18 protein-coding genes, 1 pseudogene and 1 riboswitch are annotated in these 19,556 nt (G+C 42.9%); of the genes and pseudogenes, 16 read left to right on the top strand and 3 right to left on the bottom strand.

All coding sequences use genetic code 11. The features are described 5' to 3' along the window. The first annotated feature begins 32 nt into the window (after positions 1-32). The 10 genes and pseudogenes from FXV78_RS00650 (at position 33) to FXV78_RS00605 (ending at position 9,901) form a co-directional block, all read left to right on the top strand. A complete protein-coding gene (locus FXV78_RS00650) occupies positions 33-452 on the top strand; it encodes a hypothetical protein (protein ID WP_004844407.1) in 420 nt (139 codons plus the stop codon). Positions 453-483: 31 nt separating this feature from the next. After that, positions 484-2,562 (top strand): annotated as a pseudogene (gene secD, locus FXV78_RS00645) (protein translocase subunit SecD); the annotation flags it as partial. Positions 2,563-2,666: 104 nt separating this feature from the next. After that, entirely contained in the window at positions 2,667-3,971 is a 1,305-nt protein-coding gene (locus FXV78_RS00640) for a TrkH family potassium uptake protein (protein ID WP_004844405.1), read from the top strand. 22 nt (positions 3,972-3,993) lie between these two features. Then, the gene (locus FXV78_RS00635) at positions 3,994-4,656 is read left to right on the top strand and encodes a potassium channel family protein (protein WP_004844404.1); all 663 of its coding nucleotides are present in this window, start codon (positions 3,994-3,996) and stop codon (positions 4,654-4,656) included. Between the two features lie 18 nt (positions 4,657-4,674). After that, positions 4,675-5,730: an inorganic phosphate transporter gene (locus FXV78_RS00630; RefSeq protein WP_004844403.1), complete on the top strand. Its 1,056-nt coding sequence runs from the start codon at positions 4,675-4,677 to the stop codon at positions 5,728-5,730. A gap of 14 nt (positions 5,731-5,744) precedes the next feature. Further along, the gene (locus FXV78_RS00625; RefSeq protein ID WP_004844402.1) at positions 5,745-6,368 is read left to right on the top strand and encodes a DUF47 domain-containing protein; all 624 of its coding nucleotides are present in this window, start codon (positions 5,745-5,747) and stop codon (positions 6,366-6,368) included. 29 nt (positions 6,369-6,397) lie between these two features. Next, positions 6,398-7,246, top strand: a complete 849-nt coding sequence (locus tag FXV78_RS00620) for a DUF368 domain-containing protein (RefSeq protein ID WP_004844401.1) — start codon at positions 6,398-6,400, stop codon at positions 7,244-7,246. A 178-nt stretch (positions 7,247-7,424) separates the two neighbouring features. Beyond that, positions 7,425-8,255, top strand: a complete 831-nt coding sequence (locus FXV78_RS00615) for a MerR family transcriptional regulator (protein WP_004844400.1) — start codon at positions 7,425-7,427, stop codon at positions 8,253-8,255. An 82-nt stretch (positions 8,256-8,337) separates the two neighbouring features. Beyond that, a complete protein-coding gene (locus tag FXV78_RS00610; protein ID WP_004844399.1) occupies positions 8,338-9,117 on the top strand; it encodes an SseB family protein in 780 nt (259 codons plus the stop codon). A gap of 51 nt (positions 9,118-9,168) precedes the next feature. After that, positions 9,169-9,267: riboswitch (THF riboswitch) on the top strand. Positions 9,268-9,349: 82 nt separating this feature from the next. After that, a complete protein-coding gene (locus FXV78_RS00605; protein ID WP_004844397.1) occupies positions 9,350-9,901 on the top strand; it encodes a folate family ECF transporter S component in 552 nt (183 codons plus the stop codon). 11 nt (positions 9,902-9,912) lie between these two features. Here FXV78_RS00605 and FXV78_RS00600 read toward each other — a convergent pair whose 3' ends face one another. From FXV78_RS00600 to FXV78_RS00590, 3 genes are read right to left on the bottom strand one after another with little or no spacing between them, the layout of a single operon-like run. Continuing rightward, positions 9,913-10,515 (bottom strand): glycerol-3-phosphate acyltransferase, encoded by a 603-nt coding sequence (locus tag FXV78_RS00600; protein WP_004844396.1) that lies wholly within the window; start codon positions 10,513-10,515, stop codon positions 9,913-9,915. Next, entirely contained in the window at positions 10,512-11,666 is a 1,155-nt protein-coding gene (locus tag FXV78_RS00595) for an MGDG synthase family glycosyltransferase (RefSeq protein WP_004844395.1), read from the bottom strand. The genes FXV78_RS00600 and FXV78_RS00595 overlap by 4 nt, the downstream gene beginning before the upstream one ends. Before the next feature lie 6 nt (positions 11,667-11,672). Then, positions 11,673-12,119 (bottom strand): GatB/YqeY domain-containing protein, encoded by a 447-nt coding sequence (locus tag FXV78_RS00590; protein WP_004844394.1) that lies wholly within the window; start codon positions 12,117-12,119, stop codon positions 11,673-11,675. Between the two features lie 303 nt (positions 12,120-12,422). On the opposite strand from FXV78_RS00590, the gene FXV78_RS00585 reads away from it, so the two are divergent. From FXV78_RS00585 to FXV78_RS00560, 6 genes are all read left to right on the top strand, one after another. Then, entirely contained in the window at positions 12,423-14,054 is a 1,632-nt protein-coding gene (locus tag FXV78_RS00585; protein WP_009244511.1) for a Na/Pi cotransporter family protein, read from the top strand. A 350-nt stretch (positions 14,055-14,404) separates the two neighbouring features. Beyond that, positions 14,405-14,791, top strand: coding sequence for a TIGR04086 family membrane protein (locus tag FXV78_RS00580; protein WP_004844391.1), 387 nt, complete (start codon positions 14,405-14,407; stop codon positions 14,789-14,791). 175 nt (positions 14,792-14,966) lie between these two features. After that, the gene (spoVT, locus tag FXV78_RS00575) at positions 14,967-15,512 is read left to right on the top strand and encodes a stage V sporulation protein T (protein ID WP_004844390.1); all 546 of its coding nucleotides are present in this window, start codon (positions 14,967-14,969) and stop codon (positions 15,510-15,512) included. Positions 15,513-15,595: 83 nt separating this feature from the next. Further along, positions 15,596-15,739, top strand: a complete 144-nt coding sequence (gene scfA, locus FXV78_RS00570; protein WP_004844389.1) for a six-cysteine ranthipeptide SCIFF — start codon at positions 15,596-15,598, stop codon at positions 15,737-15,739. 96 nt (positions 15,740-15,835) lie between these two features. Beyond that, positions 15,836-17,257: a thioether cross-link-forming SCIFF peptide maturase gene (gene scfB, locus FXV78_RS00565; protein ID WP_004844388.1), complete on the top strand. Its 1,422-nt coding sequence runs from the start codon at positions 15,836-15,838 to the stop codon at positions 17,255-17,257. Next, positions 17,244-19,517, top strand: coding sequence for a protein translocase subunit SecDF (locus FXV78_RS00560; protein ID WP_004844387.1), 2,274 nt, complete (start codon positions 17,244-17,246; stop codon positions 19,515-19,517). Before scfB ends, FXV78_RS00560 begins: the two co-directional genes overlap by 14 nt. The last annotated feature ends 39 nt before the right edge of the window (positions 19,518-19,556 follow it).

Here is a 19,556-nt window from a genome sequence, read left to right as displayed (position 1 = left end):
CAATATACTTTTAGGAATCAGGAGGAAGAAAAATGAATCATAGAGTAAGATCTGTTTTAGCAGCTGTTTTGATCATGGTTGTCAGCATTTTGCTTCCTTCTGATTTTCAGTTTGAAAATACAGATAGATTTGTGAAAGAACAAAGCTCAAGTATACAGATGACGGCACAGTATACCGATGGCATAGAAAAGAAAGTTCTTCATGATAATTATCTGCGTTTGGAGAATCCAAGAGAAGCAATTTCTGCGCAGAGTGCGGAACAGCGTAAGAGCACGCAGAGATTGCCGATGGAACTGCTTTTATTTCTGATATTCTCTTTTGTGGTATGCTTAAAGAGAGTCTTTTTTTCGTGCATTCAATTCTATACACTTCCTTTCACGCGATTTCTGTGTGAATACGATATCCTATTGGAGAAGGATGGAAAAAAACGAGATCTTGCTTTCGGAATCTAAAAATATGAAATATTGAAAGAAAGCGGGAAAAATGAAAAATAAAAAATTACATATATGGATTGCTCTTGCAGTAATCGTCTTTTTTGTGTGCATTGCAGTTTTTGGATGCGGAGAGGATATTAAAGGAATTCGCGACATGCGTTTTGGGATTGATATCCGCGGAGGCGTAGAGGCGGTTTTTGAACCGTCAGGTTTGAAGAAAAAGCCGACAGCAGAACAGTTGGAGATGGTAAGAGAGGTCATCGAAACTCGTCTGGATTCACAGAATATATTAGATCGTGAAGTAACGGTGGATGAGAAAGCAGGAGATGTGATTGTCAGATTCCCATGGAAATCTGATGAAAAGAATTTTGATCCGGAAACAGCGATCCAGGAACTGGGTGAGATGGCCGAGCTGACATTTCGCGGACCGGATAATACAGTTTACATCAAAGGTTCGGATGTTTCCAGAAGTCAGGTTGCAGTAGACCAGCAGAAAAACTATGTCGTAGAACTGGAATTTAGCAGCGAAGGTGCGAAGAAATTTGCAGATGCAACAGAGAAGCTTGTAGGACAGCAAATGGGAATTTATATGGATGATGACCTGATCTCCAATCCTACAGTCAATGCCAAGATAACAGGAGGAAAAGCAGAGATTACCGGAATGTCTTCCAAAGAAGAGGCACAGAGCCTTTCTGATAAGATTAATTCAGGCTCTCTTCCGTTTTCCATGAAGACGACCAACTACAGTACGATCAGCCCGACACTTGGCGGAAAAGCGTTGAATGCAATGGCACTGGCAGCGGAAATCGCAATGGCGCTGATCTGTTTATTTATGATCATATGGTACCGGCTGCCGGGAGTGATCAGCTGTCTGACACTGACGTTTCAGATTGCACTTCAGATTCTTGTTATTTCAGTTCCGCAGTACACGATCACGCTGCCGGGAATTGCAGGTTTGATCTTATCAGCCGGTATGGCGGTAGATGCGAATATTATTATCAGTGAGAGAATCAGTGAAGAATTGAAAAAAGGAAATTCCGTCAGAAATGCAGTTAAGAATGGATATAAGCGTGCATTCTCATCTGTTTTAGATGGAAATGTCACCACTGCGGCAGTAGCGGGGATTTTGATGATCTTCGGATCAGGTACAATGCTAAGTTTTGGATATACCCTGTTGACAGGTGTTATCATCAATCTGCTTGCAGGAGTCTGGATGTCCAGATATATGCTGAATTCAGTGATCAGATATAAGCTGTTCAATCAGGAAAAGTGGTTTAGAAAGAAAAAAGATAAGAAGATTTTGAAATTTGCAGAGGCAAAAAAATATTTCTTCCTGACAAGTGTTGCACTGCTCCTTACAGGAACGATATGGAGTTGCGTAAATGGAATGAAACTGGATACGCAGTTTACGGGTGGAGTAATCTTAAGATATACATATACCGGAAAGGCGGATACAGGACAGATTCAAAAAGAGGTAGAAGATATTGTGGATCGCAGTGTCAGTGTACAGACTTCTGAAAACTCTGCCACAGGAGAAAAGAGTCTGGTCATTACACTTTCAGGCAAAAAAGGGTTGACGCCCGAACAGCAGAAAGAGATTCTAAATACCATCAATCAGGGAAATAAGAATCAGTTTGAGACCTCGGAAACATCAGCGGTAGAACCATATATCGGAGCAAAGGCATTGAAGAATTCGGCAATTGCGATTGTTCTCTCATTCCTCTTCATTGTGGTATATATCCGGCTTCGCTTTTCGGCATTGGGAGGTCTTGCATCCGGAGTCACAGCTGTGATCGCGCTTGTTCATGATATTCTGATCGTGCTCTTTATTTTCGGAATCTTCAGAATTCCTGTCAATGATGCGTTTGTAGCGGTGACGCTGACGATCATCGGATATTCGATCAACGACACGATTGTTCTGTATGACAGGATCCGTGAGCACAGAAGCAACATGAAAAAGAAAAGTACACTGGCAGAACTGGTGGATATCAGTACGACAGAAACTTTGCAGCGTTCGATCAATACAGCGTTTACGGTTGTGTTATGTGCATTTATCATTTTTGTTGTCTCAGTAGTTTACAGAATGGAATCTATCACAAACTTCTCACTGCCTCTTTTAGCCGGCCTCATTTCAGGATGCTACTCGTCCATTTGCATTGCCGGTCCTCTGTGGGTATGGTGGGAAGAGCATAGAGAAAAAATTCAGAAAAGAAAGACAGGGCAAAAAAGAAAATGAAGAAAATAAATATGTTTTTGAGAAATCAGCCGCCCGGCAGAATGATCGTGGCAGGATTTGCGGCAGTGATTCTGTTAGGGATGCTTGTGCTGCTTCTTCCCATATCGGTAAAGGATGGTGCAGAGGTCACTCTGATCGATGCACTGTTTACCTCTACAAGTGCAGTGTGCGTGACAGGGCTGATCGCGATTGATACGGCGGATCATTTTACTGCCTTTGGTCAGGGCGTTGTTGCAGCTTTGATACAGGTCGGCGGACTGGGAGTGACTTCTCTGGGCGTGGGCCTGATGCTTGTGGCAAGAAAACGAGTTGGAATTAAAAGCAGAATGATGGTAAAAGAGGCGCTGAATATTGAAAGCTATAAGGGAATTGTAAAATTAGTAAAATCTGTATTATTAATGACCTTGTGCTTTGAAGCGGGAGGTGCGCTCTTAAGCTTTCTGGTTTTCAGCCGGGATTACAGTACCGTGCATGCGATCGGAATTAGTATTTTCCATTCTATTGCAGCCTTTAATAACTCGGGGTTTGACATTTTGGGAGGACTTAGAAACCTGACGCCTTATCAGGATGATGTCCTTTTGAATCTGACCACATGTACACTGATCATTTTTGGCGGATTGGGATTTCTTGTTATTCTGGATATAGGAAAACAAAAGTGTTTCAAGAAGCTTACTCTGCACTCCAAGGTGGTGATCGTTACCAGTTTGGTTTTGCTTGTTGTCGGAACACTGACACTTAAACTGACAGAGAATGTAACATGGCTGGGGGCGTTCTTCCAGAGCGTTTCGGCGAGAACCGCCGGATTTTCCACCTATCCGATTGGGCAGTTTACGGATGCCGGCCTGTTTGTACTGTGTATCCTGATGTTTATTGGTGCCTCTCCGGGATCTACCGGTGGAGGTATCAAGACGAGTACATTTTTTATCATGTTCCAGAAAATAAGAGGAACATGTACGAAAGGAACAGTGCATGCGTTCCATAGAAATATATCAGAGCAGAATATTTCAAAGGCATTTATGATTACGATACTTTCGGGAACAGTGGTATGTGTTGCAACGTTCTTTATGTGTGTACTCGAACCGGAATATAGTTTTATGCAGCTGTTGTTTGAAGTAGTTTCTGCGTTTGGAACGGTAGGTCTTTCTACCGGTATCACACCGGCGCTCAGTGTGGCAGGAAAGGCGGTGATCATTCTTGTCATGTTTACAGGAAGAGTCGGAGCATTTACTTTAATTTCCATGTGGGTGAACCGTACAGAACCAAGAGCAAGGTATTCAGAAGAAGAAGTTTCAATAGGATAATAAAAAGGGAGAATTCAAAAAAATGAAAAAGAAAGTAGAAACAGCATATGGAGTCATCGGGCTGGGGCGTTTTGGAGAAGCGCTGGCAATGATGCTGGCACAGTCAGGGCATGAGGTCATCGCAGTTGATAAGGATGAAAAAAAGGTAAAAGAGATGCGGCAGTATACAGACTGTGCATTTGTGGCAGACAATCTCAGCTCTGATACATTAAAAGAAATTGGAATACAGAATTGTGATGTTGTGATTATTTGTATCGGAGAAAAAGTGGACGTCAGTGTATTGACCACCATGAGTGTGATAGAGATGGGAGTGCCGCGTGTGATTGCAAAAGCGCTGAGTCCGGAACAGGGAGCGGTGCTGAGCAAGCTCGGAGCAGAGGTTGTATATCCGGAGAGGGATATGGCTCTGAGACTTGGGAAGAAACTGTTGTCCAATAACTTCCTGGAGTATGTTTCTTTATGTAACCAGGTAGAGATCCGTCAGATAGAGGTCCCGAACCATTTGATCGGGAAGAGCATAGAAGAGACGGAGATCCGTCAGAAGTACCGGTTGAATATTATTGCAATTGAAAACGGAGATGAGACGAATATTGAAGTGATGCCGGAATATCGTCTGCGTCAGGGAGACATCATTGTGGTGATCGGAAAAGTAGATAACATTGATGTGTTCGTGAATGAAGTTTAAGGGCCGGAGGAAAAGAGTATGGAATTGACATTTGTAAATTTCTGGCAGGATATTATAAGTAACCCGATGCTGTTTATCACAGTCCTACTCACTCTGGGGGTAATCTTTGTAAATGGCTGGACCGACGCACCGAATGCGATCGCCACCTGTGTGGCGACCAGGTGTATGCCGGTGCGTGCCGCAATCATGATGAGTGCAGTGTTTAATTTTCTCGGCGTTTTTGTAATGACGCAGATCAACAGCTCCGTTGCATCTACGATCAGCAATATGGTGGATTTTGGGAACCATACCGATGAGGCGCTGATCGCATTGTGTGCAGCGTTGTTGTCCATTGTGATATACAGTACAGCAGCCTCATTTTTCGGAATTCCGACCAGCGAAAGTCACAGTCTGATTGCAGGGCTTTCCGGAGCCGCGATCGCAATTCAGCAGGGCGTGGGCGGAATCAACTTTGATGAATGGGTCAAAGTTCTGTATGGTCTTGTACTGAGCCTGATCCTTGGATTTGCAACAGGATGGGTGGTATGTAAACTGATTACCGTCTTTTGCCGTTCCATGGACCGCCGCAAGACGAATCGCTTTTTTGGAGGTGCGCAGATTGCAGGTGCGGCAGCCATGAGTTTTATGCATGGAGCACAGGACGGTCAGAAATTCATAGGTGTTTTGTTTTTGGGAATCGCATTTGCAGGAGGACACAATTCCGTAAGCGGGATGGAAATTCCGGTGTGGCTGATGCTTCTGTGCAGTATTGTTATGGCTGTTGGAACCAGTATCGGAGGAGAAAAAATTATTAAATCAGTGGGCATGAACATGGTAAAGCTGGAGCGTTACCAGGGATTTTCCGCGGATCTTGCCGGGGCAATCTGTCTTCTGTACTCCAGTCTGATGGGAGTTCCGGTTTCTACGACACACACAAAGACAAGTGCGATCATGGGAGTCGGCGCAGTAAAAAGGGTTTCTGCGATCAATTTTGGAGTTGTAAAAGATATGATGCTGACCTGGATTTTTACGTTTCCGGGCTGCGGACTGATTAGTTTTTGTATGGCAAAAATATTTATGTACATATTTGGATAACAGGAGGAATACCAATGTCAAAAAAACAGGATGATTATTATTTCGATAACTTTATGAAATGTGCAGAATACTCATGTAAAGCAGCATATTTATTAAAGGAGATACTGACAGAGTTTCAGCCGGAAGAGATTTCAAAGAAGATGGAAGAGATTCATGAGATCGAGCGTCAGGCAGATACACAGAGACACGAGATTACAGATAAGCTGGCAAAAGCATTTATCACTCCAATTGAAAGAGAGGATATTATTGCTCTCAGCCATCATATTGATGATGTGACGGATAAAATAGAAGAAGTTCTGATCCGTGTTTACATCAACAATGTACAGGAAATGCGTCAGGAAGTATTTCTTATGCTGGATGTAGTGATCGAATGCTGTGAAGAACTTCAGACTCTTTTGAAGGAGTTTAAGAATTTCAAACATTCCAAAGAACTGAAGCCAAGCATTATCCGGATGAATACATTAGAAGAAAAAGAAGATGAACTGTTTATTTCCAGTATGAGAAAACTTCACGTGGAAGAACAGGATGTGAGAAATATCATTGCATGGAGAGAGATTTATACTTATCTTGAAAAATGCGCAGATGCATGTGAGCATGTGGCAGATATCGTAGGAAGCGTTGCAATGAAAAACAGCTAAAAAAGAGATAGAGACAGGAGAAAGATATTATGATGAAAGAACACAAAGAGGGAAGTTTGCCTTTGTGCACATTTCTAGTTCGAATGCTTCAGGGGATGCTCATAGGCCTTGGAGCTGTCCTTCCGGGAATTTCAGGTGGTGTCCTGTGCGTCATTTTCGGAATTTACAGACCTGTAATGGAGTTATTGTCCAATCCGCGAAAGTACTTTTTTACCCATATCCGTAAATTACTTCCGGTTATTTTGGGCGGCGCAGTCGGTTTCCTTGGAGTTGCCAATATATTGTCGTTTTTCCTGGAAAAGTATCCGGATCCATCCGTGTGTCTTTTTGTCGGATTGATCGCAGGTATGCTGCCGTCTCTGATGCGTGAGGCGGGAAAAGAAGGACGGACCAACGGATCATGGATCTCTATGGTGGCAGCAGTGGTGATCTTTGCCATACTGACAACATTGAACCTGCTGTCAGTCAGCCTTGTGCCGAATGTAGGATGGTACGTTTTTTGCGGCGTGTGTCTGGCATTGAGCGTGATTGTTCCGGGAATGAGTTTTTCTACCCTTCTGATGCCTCTGGGATTGTATACTCCGTTTGTTGACGGGCTGGGACATCTGAATCTGAGCATTATGATCCCAAGTGGAATCGGTGCAGTTGTTACGGTAATATGTTTCGCGAAGATGATAGATGCTCTTCTGGAAAAATTTTATTCCTATGTGTTCCATGCCATTGTCGGAATTGTAGTAGCGGCAACGGTTATGATCATACCATTTGGAAGTTTTACAGTATCTTTAAGTGCGGCAATCGTAAATGTGATCTGCCTGGGACTTGGAGTTCTGTGTTCACTTTTATTGAATCGGATTGACAAAGATGATCTTTTAGCGTAAAAGAAAAAATACCGCCACATCAACCTGAAAATGCAGGAGATGCGGCGGTATTTTTCGTATGTTTATTTGAGGTAGTGATAACAATTTGTCATGGTAAAAGCTCCTGTCAGTTGTTTTTTCTTACAATCCCTGTTATCATAAACTATGGAGTAAGTCTATAGTCAAGAGGGGAATACCAATGAATCAGGAAAGATATATTAAAACCGGAGAATTTGCAAAGCTGGTTGGAGTGACAAAGCATACGCTGTTCTATTACGATAAGATTGGATTGTTTTCTCCGGAGATCAAGCTGGAGAATGGCTATCGCTTTTATTCTTTTGATCAGCTGGATGTGTTCGATGTGATCCAGACATTGAGAGAACTGGATGTGTCTTTAGAGGAGATCAAAGGATATATGAATCAGAGAAGTCCAAAGAGACTGCTGAAGTTGTTTCGAAAAGAACAGAGCATAATCAGGAAACAGATGCAGCAGCTGAAAAAGATGGAAGAGTGGATTGTAAAGAAGAGTGAGATTATTGAGAAGACAATGCAGACAGATACGGAAGCAATCAGAATCGAGGAAGAACCGGACAGATATATGATCCAGTCCTGTGCAACGGATACAAATGAACGGGTATGGGCAGAAAAAATCGGAGAATTATTTGAGTATTGTGCGAGGAATGGGATCAAAAGCGCATATTCCATTGGATACCGACAAAATACGAAGGAGATTCAAAGCGGTATTTTTGATCAGTATTCTGTTTTTTATGAGCTTTTGGATGAGAAACCGCAAAAAGTCAACTACAGTGTCAGACCCGCGGGAATGTATCTGATCGCCTATCATAAAGGAAAATGGCAGACGCTGGAGGATACCTATAAGAAAATTTTAGAATATGGGAAAGAGAATAAAATCCAGTTGGGCGCACATTGCTATGAAGACATTCTGTTTGACAGCCTCACCATGTCTGAAGAAGAGGAGTATCTGACACGGATTGTCTTTGAGATCCAGAGTTCGAAAAGTGGAAGATAATCCAGAATCTTGTTGGTATCAGAGTAAAATTTTGGTATAATTAAAAGATAGGGAATATCAACAGAAGAAAGGAATCAGTTTCATGAAAGAGGAAAATAAAAACGGACAGTTACCGGAAAAAGAGCAGCTTTTGAGCAGTCTGCGAAATGCAGAGGAGATGTATGTCTTTATGTCTCTGTGTACAAAGATGCCGTATGTCCTGTGTGATGAAGAAACATTTGATGATGAAGTGCTGTTATATTATACAGAGGAGGATGCACAGAGAGAGGGAAAGAAGCTGATTGAACAGCGGATTCCGATCCAGATCGCAAAGATTGAAAAGAAACAGCTGCTTGGATTTTTCTCAAGCCTGTATCCGATGGGCGTCAACGGGCTTTTGATCAATAAAAATATGGAAAGTGAAGCAAGACTTCAGTTGGGAGAACTGGTGATACGACCAAATACCGAGGACCTTCCGGATGGAAAAGTATGGGTAGAGAATCCGCAGCTTCATCTGACCGCTCTGTATTTTATGCAGGAGATGCGCAGACAGGAAAAGCCGGAACTGACAGAAGAGCTGAAAGGTCTGCAGGAAGAGATACTGGTCAACTATGGAAGAGGCAGATTTATCGTAGCCGTTCACAAAGAAAACGGAATGCCGATGCTCAAACAGAAGAACGGAGATGCATATCAGCCGATTTTCACAGATATCCTGGAGTTTCGAAAATTCAATAAAGAGGATCAGTTTAAGACAATGGCTATTGAAGCAAAAAATGTTCCGAAGATGTTGGTAAACGAGGCAAAAGGGGTTGTGATCAATCCGTACGGAGTCAATCTTCAGATTCCGATCGTGAGACCGGAAGAGCCGCAGGAGAAAAAATAGTTGTCCGTCTTTGAAAATTGTGCTATAATCACCACGAAAAATGAAAACAAAAGCAGAGTAGAAGTATGTGCGTTAAGTGCCGGTTGGACGGGGAGTTGCCAGCAGGACGAAAAGTGAATGCTTGCGGTACATATTTCGCATCCCGCTGCTGCACATAGACAGATATACCAGTTTGATATAAGGATACCTTCTGTGAGTAGCTTGAGGATTACTGCAAAGGAGGTATTTTTTTATGAAACAATTAAAACAGCAGTTTGTAGACTCCTGGCATGAGTTGAGGAAAACAAAAGTTATGGCAGTGGCTGCCATGTTGATCGCGATCGGTGTGATATTAGGCTTTTTCTCTGTTCAGCTTACGGAGTTTATCCGGATTGGTTTTTCCGGTATTCCTAATGAGCTGGCATCGATGCTGTTCGGTCCGGTGGTTGGCGGGATCATGGGAGGAATCGGGGATATCCTGAAGTTTCTGATCAAGCCGACGGGACCGTATTTCTTTGGGTATACACTGAATGCGATGCTGGGACCTGTTATTTACGGAATTTTTTTCTATCATCGTCCGATTCAATTGGGAAGAGTCGTGGCAGCCAAAATTACGGTTGCTTTACTTGTAAATCTTCTGCTCGGTACCTGGTGGCTGACGATCCTGTATGGAAAAGGATTTCTGGCAATCCTTCCGGCGAGATTTATAAAACAGGTAGTTTCCGTTCCGATTGATTCCGTAATCTTTTATGTGCTTGCAAAAACACTGGAACGATCAAAAGCGATTTCTATGATCAAAAAATAAAAGAGAGCCTTTCAGCTCCGCTGTAAAAAGCGAATGCTGAAAGGCTCTTTCTGATGATGTACCAGATGTCGGATGATGACCACGCAGGAAATGAAAAATGTGCCCATGCTGATCACCGCATCATGGAAATAAAACAATCCGGTCAGAGAAAACAGTGTAAACGTAAGAATGCTTCTGTAAAGATGCGGCTTTACAACGATCAAAAAAGAAAATAACAGATAAAAGAAGATGAGAAGCAGCACCGGGCGGTATCGCGGCAGCAGTCCCAATAATACTCCAAAAGAAACTGCGATGGCTTTTCCGCCACGTTTCGGATAAAACAGGGGAAACGCATGCCCTGCAACAGGTGCACAGAGAACAAATGCAAACATCCATCTTCTTGTATCCAGAATATGTGAAGCCAGCCAGATCGGAAGAAATCCTTTCAAAAGCTCCAATGCAATCACAAGAATACCAACCTGTGTACCTGCCAGTGCAAAAGCATTGAATGTACCGGGATTGTGATCGTCACTGTCTTTCATGATATCGATATGGCAAATATATTTGGGAAGCAGATAGGCATATAAAATACTTCCCGAAAGATATCCGACTAAAATAAAGAATAACTCATTCATAAAGTCTCCTTTTTTGCAGTATCATCTGAGACGGCATACGCAGAAGAAAGCTGGCAGAGAAGCTGGTAAGTCTTCTCAGCAGCATTTGGTGGGATGACAGTGTGCTGCGCTGTACACATGGAATGCCGCAGTTCATCGTTTGACATCAGTTTTCGGCCGGCAAGAATCTGTCCGTGCAGTTTTTGGGAAGTCAGGGACAATCCCCGTTCTGTATAAAAAGCCAGATTTTTTGTCTCACAGCCGGGAATTGGGCGTGTGTGTACGATCGGAATCCCTTTGACAGCTGCTTCGGTGGTAGTCAGACCGCCGGGTTTGGTGAAAAGCACATCGGCAGCAGCCATAAAATCTGCAATTTTTTCAGTGTATCCCAGAATCTGAACACCTTCTTGTTTTCCAAATTCCGCAAGGAGGATTTTTTGCAGGCGACGGTTGTTTCCGCAGATTACAACAACATATTCTCCGGGCTTTCGGGTACGGAGCAGTTCGGCAACAAAGAGCTGAATCTTTCCAAATCCCATACTGCCGCTCATGATCAGATAAACCTGGGCATGCGTTGGAATCCCACAGCGTACGCGCGCTTTTTGTCTGTCAGATTGGTCAGAAAATGCCGGACGAACCGGAATCCCGTATGGTTTCAGACGTTCTCTGGGAATTCCTTTTGCTGTAAATTCGTCGATCAGTTCATAGTGAGGGATGATGTAGTAATCGCAGTCTGTCTCTTCCCAAAATGGAATACAGGTATAATCTGTTTCTACAGCCACGACTTTCTGGGACAATAGGTTCTTTTTCTTTATATAAGTCAGTGTCTGGGCGGGAAAAAGATGGGGCGTTACGATTACATCGTAATGGTGTGTATCCAGATAGCGCGTTAGCTTTTTGGCGAGAAGAGCATTGGCATAATAAACCGGAGAATGATGTCTGGCGGAACTGACAAGTCCGCCCAGTTTGTATAAACACTGAAAAAGGCGGGGAGCATGCCGGACAATATTGACATAGCTGTTCCCCACCAGTTTTGATACTCTGGGACTGGCAAGCATCATAATATCCAGCATATCTGCGGTATCATGATGCGATTCGATACACTCTTTGAGTGCCCTGCCGGCATAATTGTGTCCTTCTCCGGTATTGCAGGATAAAATCAGAACTTTCATAGTGAATCAGGACAGGAAGGAAGCAACGACTTCACTGACTAACTTTCCGTCGGCTTTTCCTTTGACTTTCGGCATCAGTTCTTTCATGATCTTGCCTTTTTCTTTTGCGGTCGGCGCATCCAGACCGAGAGAGGTAAGTACTTCTGAAACTACTGCTTTGATTTCCGCTTCATCCATCATCTTTGGAGCGTATTCTTCGAGGACTGCGAGACGGCTGTTGCATTCCGTGAGGATATCCGTGCGGTCTGCAGGTGTCATCTCAATGGTTTCTTTGAGCTGTTTAATCTCTTTTAAGATTACCTGTGTTTCCTCTTCTTCAGTCAGGTCTGCGCGTTTGTCGATCGCCTTGTTCTTCAATGCAGTGAGCAGTGCGGAAAGCGCATCCTTTCTTTCTTTATCTTTTGCTTTCATAGCAGCCATCATGGCGCTTCTTACTTCATCAATCTTACTCATCGTATTCACTCCTTAAAATTTCTTAAAATTCCGTTGTTTTCGGAATCTTCTTTGATTTTAACAGAATCAGGGAGGCTTTTCAATACTTGATGGAAAGACTGAACTGTGAAGGCTTATGTTAAGGTTATGCTAAGAACTTGTTAAAAAAGTGTAAAAGAATGTTGACCTGGAAAAATGCGGTGTGCTAGAATCAAAATTGTAAAATTTGCCAGAAAACGAGACTGCTGTGATACCATTTGCGGCAGTCTCGTTTCGAGCGAAAAAATAAAATACAAAAAGAGAAGAAAAAAGGAGAAAGATACAATGGGGATAACAGATATACTTTCCTTGCTGGGGGGACTTGCACTGTTTCTGTACGGAATGCATATGATGAGCAACGGCCTGGAAGCTGCTGCCGGAAACAGAATGAAGTCGATTTTGGAGAAGCTGACTTCCAACCGTATTAAAGGAGTTCTGGTTGGAGCTGTGATCACAGCCGTGATTCAGTCTTCTTCCGCAACCACAGTTATGCTGGTTGGATTTGTAAATTCCGGTCTGATGACATTAAGTCAGGCAGTCTGGGTAATCATGGGTGCAAATATCGGTACAACGATCACAGGTCAGTTGATCGCACTGGATATCTCGGCAATCGCTCCGATTTTTGCAATCGGCGGTGTAGCTGCGATGATGTTCATTAAAAATGAAAAGGTACATCATATCAGCGGGATTTTTTCCGGACTTGGAATTTTATTTATGGGAATGGCAATGATGGGAGATGCCATGGTTCCGCTTCAGGATTCACAGACATTTATCAACTTTATGACAACAGTTGAGAATCCGCTGGTAGGTATTCTGATCGGTGCGATTTTTACGGCGATCATTCAGTCATCATCTGCATCTGTCGGAATCCTGCAGGCGCTTGCGGCAACTGGAATGGTGCCGCTCTCCAGCGCAGTATACATTTTGTTTGGACAGAACATCGGTACCTGTATTACTGCAGTTTTAGCATCGATTGGAATGAAAGTCAATGCAAAGCGTACAACCGTGATCCATCTGATGTTCAATATTTTCGGATCGATCCTGTTTACGGTCATCTGTATGACAACTCCGTTTGTCTCCTGGATGGAAGCACTCACACCTGGAAATCCGGTGGCACAGATTGCCAATGTGCATACAACATTTAATATTGTAACAACATTGATCCTGCTTCCATTTGGCAATGTCATGGCAAGAATCGCAACCCAGATCCTGCCGGACAGCAAGAAAGAAGACGATGGAGATTACAGACTCAAGTACATCACACGGTTTGAATCCAACTATGCGATCGGCTCCAGTGCGGTAGCACTTTCACAGGTTCGGGATGAAATCGAGAGAATGCGCGATATGGTATCGAAGAATATTGCAAAAGCATATGATGTTCTGATTCAGTATAATGAAAAAGATATGGAGAAGATTTCAGAAAGAGAGACCTATATCGATTATTTAAACCGTGAGATTTCAGAGTATATCGTATCTCTGATCTCCAATGAGAAATCGACAGAGGATTCCAAGATCATTAATGGATATTATGCTGTGATCGGAAACCTGGAGCGTATCGGGGATCATGCCATGAATCTGGCAGGATATGCAAAAGATCTCAAAGAGTGGAATCTGTCATTTTCTGATGTAGCACTGGAAGAAATCGAAGAGATGAAAAAACAGTGTCTGACAGCACTTGATATCGTGAAAAACGAAGAGGGCAGCGATATGACGCAGGTTCTTTTTGAAGCCAGTGCGGCAGAGCAGAAGATCGATGATCTGAGAGATAAGTACTTTAAGAAACAGATGCAGCGTATGAAAAAAGGAAAATGTAAACCTCAGAGCGGAATCATTTTTACAGAGATGTTGACAGATTTTGAAAGAATGGGAGACCATGTGAAAAATATCGCACAGCAGTATAAGCAGATGAGCGAATAAAAATAGAAAACCCTTCATTTACAAATTTTATTTTCAAGCGGGAAAAGGATTGTAAATGAGGGGTTTTCCCTTTTAAATATCTTCTGGTAGATTGGCAAACTATTGCAGATGATGAAATGATAAAATTTTTAGAGAATGATATTGTTAGTCAGTTGATGCATATCATTGACACACCGCTACATGAGTTGGGAAAAGAGACAATGATAGGGGAACATTGTGAGTGTGACAGACAACAATGTGTTGCCTGCTGGATACAGAAAAAAAGCTGATACCAATGGAACGATGGACATAAAACGCTTTTCGGACTCATACAGTGTATTAGCTGTAAATGAGCCGGGAGGAGAGCGTATATGGAAAAGAAAGCAAATGTTGAAAATTCAATGCAGAAAAAAGGACTTTGGATTTTAAAATCCCTGTTGTGTGCATACCTTGTAACAGGTGTGCTCCTTTTGATTTTGACAGTACTGCTTTACAAATGTGGACTGGAGGAAAAACATGTTTCAGCAGGGATTTTGACCGTGTATATTTTGTCTACACTGGCAGGTGGTTTTGTAGCAGGGAAAATGGCAAGGGTCAGGAAATTTGTCTGGGGGCTTGGAATCGGTGTGCTGTATTTTCTGCTTCTTGTATTGATTTCCTTTGGTATTTACCACAGCATTCAGGAGCCGTTTCCTCAGCTTTTGATCGTGTGTATTCTTTGCACAGGAGGTGGAATGATCGGCGGTATGATTTCGTGAGGAAGTAAACGTACAGAGAGAACGATAGAAAATCTCTTGTAGTTACTCTTTTCGGAAAAAATACATCCCTCATGAATTCTTATAAAACTGGTAAAATAACTCATAATTTCTAAAAAATGAGCGATACTAATAGCAGATTGTTATCGATAAAAACCAGATATAAGGAGAAGATAAGATGAAAGCGACAGGAATTGTACGAAGAATTGATGACCTTGGCAGGGTGGTGATTCCAAAAGAAATTCGAAGGACACTTCGTATTCGGGAAGGAGATCCACTGGAAATTTTTACCGAGAGAGAAGGCAGTGTGATTTTAAGAAAGTATTCTCCGATCGGAGAAATCGGTGCTGTTGCCGGACTGTACGCAGAAAGCCTTGCACATACCATGAACTGTATTGTGTGTCTTACTGATATGGATCAGATTGTAGCAGCATCGGGAAATGGGAGCAAGGAGCTGCTGAACCGTTATATCAGTAAAGAACTGGAGTATGCAATACAGGCTCGAAAGCAGATCCGTACAGAAAAAAGGAAAGCGGACTATATTCCGATATTCGCCGGGGGTGAGGAATATTCTCAGGAAATTATTTGTCCGATTATCAGTGGCGGGGACGTGATGGGAACAGTGGTGTTTTTACACAAAGAAGAACACAAAAAATTCAGTGAAGTGGAAGAAAAAATGGCAGCTGTGGCAGCAGAATTTCTGGGCAGACAGATGGAACAGTAAAAAAATACTTTAAAAAGTGATCAGGATGTGTTATAATTCTAAGAAAACTAGATGCTTATGCATACACATTAGGAGGAATAGAAATGAAACATATCAAAACATTAAATACTCAGACATTGAATCATACAGTGAAAAAAGGTGGATGCGGAGAATGTCAGACATCTTGTCAGTCAGCATGTAAGACATCCTGTACAGTAGGAAATCAGGTTTGTGAACACAAAAAATAAGAAACTGAATATCAGACATGAGGGCAGCGGCCGTGGTCGCTGCCTTACGTGTGTTATGCAAAAATATAAAATTTAAATGAAAGAGGGGTAACTGTTGTGATTCATCAGTACCAGAATAATGGATATCATATTGTCCTGGATGTGAACAGCGGATCTGTGCATGTCGTGGACAAGATTGCGTATGATGTGATCGGCTGTCTGGAGGCCATGAACCCTGCCCATACGCCGGAAACGTTAAAAGAAGAGAAGACGGCAGAATATCTGCTCGAAAAGCTTGGCGATATTTATGCAGAAGAAGATTTGAGAGATCTTCTGGAGGCAGTGGCAGAGCTGACAGCGGCAGGTCAGTTGTTTACACAGGATGTTTATGAGAGCTATATCGGAGAGGTAAAAGAAAGAAAGACAGTTGTTAAGGCACTTTGCCTGCACATTGCGCATGATTGTAATCTTGCCTGCAAATACTGCTTTGCGGAAGAGGGTGAGTATCATGGACGCCGTGCGCTGATGTCTTTGGAAGTCGGAAAGAAAGCGCTGGATTTCCTTGTGGCAAATTCAGGAAAGAGAAGAAATCTCGAGGTTGATTTCTTTGGCGGAGAGCCGTTGATGAACTGGCAGGTAGTAAAAGATCTGGTTGCCTATGGAAGAGAGCTGGAGAAGACAAACGACAAGCATTTCCGTTTCACATTGACAACAAATGGAGTTCTGCTCAATGATGAAGTGCAGGAATTTGTCAATAAAGAGATGGACAATGTGGTGCTCAGTCTGGATGGAAGAAAAGAAGTCAACGACAGAATGCGTCCGTTTAGGAATGGAAAAGGAAGTTATGATCTGATCGTTCCGAAATTCCAGAAACTGGCAGAGAGCAGAAATCAGGAAAAGTATTATATACGAGGAACATTTACAAGAGAAAATCTGGACTTTTCAGAGGACGTCCTGCATTTTGCAGATCTGGGATTTGAGCAGATTTCAATTGAGCCTGTAGTCGGGGAAGATACAGATCCGTATGCGATTCAAAAAGAAGATCTTCCGAAGATTTTTGCAGAGTATGATAAGCTGGCAAAAATCATGGTAGACAGAGAACGGGAAGGCAGAGGGTTTACGTTCTTCCACTTTATGCTGGATTTAGAAGGCGGTCCTTGCGTGGCAAAACGTCTGTCCGGATGTGGTTCCGGAACAGAATATCTGGCAGTTACGCCTTGGGGAGATCTGTATCCGTGTCATCAGTTCGTTGGTCAGGAAGAATTCCTGCTGGGAAATGTAGAGGAAGGAATTACAAAGCCGGAGATTCCGGAAGAATTCAGAGGATGCAGTGTGTATTCCAAAGACAGTTGCAGAAACTGCTTTGCAAGATTTTACTGCAGCGGCGGATGTATGGCGAATTCTTATAAATTCCATCATACGATCAATGATACATACGAGGTAAGTTGTGAGATGGAGCGCAGGCGTGTGGAATGTGCGATTATGATCAAGGCGGCACTGGCTGATCAGGAGAGGATGGCAGATCATGAAGAAGAGTAAAGGGATTATCAGTCTGATTCTGACCGTGGTGCTGATTGCACTTCTTGGATTTACAACGGTGGTCGGATTTGGAAAAGGACAGACGGGGGCAGCAAAGAATATCAAGCTTGGACTTGACCTGGAAGGCGGAGTCAGTATTACCTATCAGGTAAAAGGGGATACTCCTTCCAAGGAGGATATGAGTGATACAATCTACAAGCTTCAGAAGCGTGTAGAACAGTACAGTACAGAAGCAACGGTTTATCAGGAAGGGGATAACCGGATCAGTATCGAAATCCCTGGTGTGACAGATGCGAATGAAATCTTAAGTGAGCTGGGGCAGCCGGGATCCCTGTATTTTATCAAAGAGAAGGACAGTGACGGAAATCCGAATTATGGACTGGATACCTCAGGACACTATGTGCTTGCAAAAAGTATGGATGAGTTAAAGGAAGAAGGATCTGTCGTTTTGACCGGAACAGATATCAAGAGTGCAAAGTCCGGTTCTTATCAGGATTCCACAACAGGAGCAAATGAAAATGTTGTTCAGCTTTCTATGACAAAGGAAGGTACTGAAAAGTTTGCAGAGGCAACGAAAGCGGCAAAGGAAGCGGAAGAGACGATTGCGATCTATTATGATGGTGAATTGATCAGTGTCCCAAGAGTAAATGCAGAAATTACAGATGGTCAGGCAATCATTGAAGGATCCATGGAATATGAAGAGGCAGAGCAGCTGGCTTCTACGATCCGTATCGGTGGCCTGAGTGTAGAATTGGAAGAAATCCGTTCTAATGTAGTTGGAGCGCAGCTTGGTGAAGAAGCAATCAGTACCAGTCTGATGGCAGGTGCGATCGGACTTGCGATTGTATTTGTATTTATGTGCATGGTATATCTGCTGCCGGGACTTGCATCCAGTCTTGCACTGGTAATCTACACTGGATTGATCCTGGTGTTGCTCAATGCATTTGATATCACACTGACGTTGCCGGGTATCGCGGGTATCATTCTTGGTATCGGTATGGCGGTCGATGCGAATGTAATTATCTTTGCGCGTGTAAAAGAGGAGCTGACGGCTGGAAAATCTGTAAAATCTGCGCTTAATGCAGGTTTTCATAAAGCAATGTCTGCGATTTTAGATGGAAATATTACAACACTGATTGCGGCAGCAGTGCTTTGGCTGAAAGGAAGCGGTACTGTCAAAGGATTTGCACAGACACTGGCGCTTGGTATCGTAGTTTCCATGTTTACAGCTCTGGTGATCACCCGGATGATCGTGTATGCGTTCTATGCAGTTGGAATTCGAAATACAAAGCTTTACGGACGGATTAAAGAAGAGCGTGAGCCGATTGATTTCCTTGGAAAACGTAAGATTTTCTTTGCGGTATCGGTCGCAGTGATTCTGGTTGGATTTGTGTTTATGGGAGTGAATGCAGGAACAGGAAAAGGTGCCCTCAATTACAGTCTGGAATTTAAGGGCGGTACATCTACAAATGTAACATTTGACAAAGCATATACGTTGAAAGAGATTGATGAAACAATGATTCCGGATCTGGAGAAGGTGACAGATGATCCAAACATCCAGGTACAGACCGTTGCAAACAGTAATCAGGTCATTTTCAAGACACAGACGCTGGATCTGGAAAAACGAGAAGCATTTGCAAAATATATGGCAGATGAATTCGGAGTAGAAGAAAAGGATATTACGACTGAAAACATCAGTTCTACCGTAAGCTCCGAGATGCGTGTGGATGCAATCATTGCGGTTGCCATTGCCACAGTCTTTATGCTGCTTTATATCTGGCTGCGGTTTAAAGATATCCGGTTTGCGACAAGTGCAGTAGTTGCACTGATCCATGATGTACTGGTGGTGCTTGCTTTCTATGTGATCGCAAGAATTTCAGTAGGAAATACATTTATTGCATGTATGCTGACAATTGTCGGATATTCTATCAATGCAACAATCGTTATCTTTGACCGAATCCGTGAGGAGATGAAGACAAAGAAACGTACAGAAGAGCTGGATACGCTGGTAAACAGATGTATCACAAGAACTCTGACAAGAAGTATTTATACCTCTCTGACAACATTTGTTATGGTGGCGGTACTGTTTATTATGGGGGTAAGCTCCATTAAAGAATTTGCACTTCCTCTGATGGTAGGTATTATCTGCGGAGCGTATTCTTCCGTATGTATCACAGGTGCTCTGTGGTATGTGATGAAGACGAAGATCGGGAAAAAAGCAGAACCTGCAAAAGTTGGAACATCAAAAAAGAAAAAATAACGAAAAGTAAGTGAGAGAACCCTTGGTTTATGTGGAAAA

The sequence above is a fragment of the Mediterraneibacter gnavus ATCC 29149 genome (genome assembly GCF_008121495.1).
Lineage (GTDB): Bacteria > Bacillota > Clostridia > Lachnospirales > Lachnospiraceae > Mediterraneibacter > Mediterraneibacter gnavus.
The sequence above is the reverse complement of the archived record's forward strand: the minus strand, read 5'-3'. Positions and strand labels throughout refer to the sequence as shown.

Bases quoted from the DNA above. Each gene is read 5' to 3' on its own strand.
- FXV78_RS00610 (WP_004844399.1), top strand. From the start codon at position 8,338: ATGAAAGAGGAAAATAAAAACGGACAGTTACCGGAAAAAGAGCAGCTT.
- FXV78_RS00560 (WP_004844387.1), top strand. From the start codon at position 17,244: ATGAAGAAGAGTAAAGGGATTATCAGTCTGATTCTGACCGTGGTGCTG.
- FXV78_RS00650 (WP_004844407.1), top strand. From the start codon at position 33: ATGAATCATAGAGTAAGATCTGTTTTAGCAGCTGTTTTGATCATGGTT.
- FXV78_RS00615 (WP_004844400.1), top strand. From the start codon at position 7,425: ATGAATCAGGAAAGATATATTAAAACCGGAGAATTTGCAAAGCTGGTT.
- FXV78_RS00620 (WP_004844401.1), top strand. From the start codon at position 6,398: ATGATGAAAGAACACAAAGAGGGAAGTTTGCCTTTGTGCACATTTCTA.
- FXV78_RS00630 (WP_004844403.1), top strand. From the start codon at position 4,675: ATGGAATTGACATTTGTAAATTTCTGGCAGGATATTATAAGTAACCCG.
- FXV78_RS00605 (WP_004844397.1), top strand. From the start codon at position 9,350: ATGAAACAATTAAAACAGCAGTTTGTAGACTCCTGGCATGAGTTGAGG.
- FXV78_RS00640 (WP_004844405.1), top strand. From the start codon at position 2,667: ATGAAGAAAATAAATATGTTTTTGAGAAATCAGCCGCCCGGCAGAATG.
- FXV78_RS00635 (WP_004844404.1), top strand. From the start codon at position 3,994: ATGAAAAAGAAAGTAGAAACAGCATATGGAGTCATCGGGCTGGGGCGT.
- FXV78_RS00585 (WP_009244511.1), top strand. From the start codon at position 12,423: ATGGGGATAACAGATATACTTTCCTTGCTGGGGGGACTTGCACTGTTT.
- spoVT (WP_004844390.1), top strand. From the start codon at position 14,967: ATGAAAGCGACAGGAATTGTACGAAGAATTGATGACCTTGGCAGGGTG.
- FXV78_RS00595 (WP_004844395.1), bottom strand. From the start codon at position 11,666: ATGAAAGTTCTGATTTTATCCTGCAATACCGGAGAAGGACACAATTAT.
- FXV78_RS00625 (WP_004844402.1), top strand. From the start codon at position 5,745: ATGTCAAAAAAACAGGATGATTATTATTTCGATAACTTTATGAAATGT.
- FXV78_RS00580 (WP_004844391.1), top strand. From the start codon at position 14,405: ATGGAAAAGAAAGCAAATGTTGAAAATTCAATGCAGAAAAAAGGACTT.
- FXV78_RS00590 (WP_004844394.1), bottom strand. From the start codon at position 12,119: ATGAGTAAGATTGATGAAGTAAGAAGCGCCATGATGGCTGCTATGAAA.
- scfA (WP_004844389.1), top strand. From the start codon at position 15,596: ATGAAACATATCAAAACATTAAATACTCAGACATTGAATCATACAGTG.
- FXV78_RS00600 (WP_004844396.1), bottom strand. From the start codon at position 10,515: ATGAATGAGTTATTCTTTATTTTAGTCGGATATCTTTCGGGAAGTATT.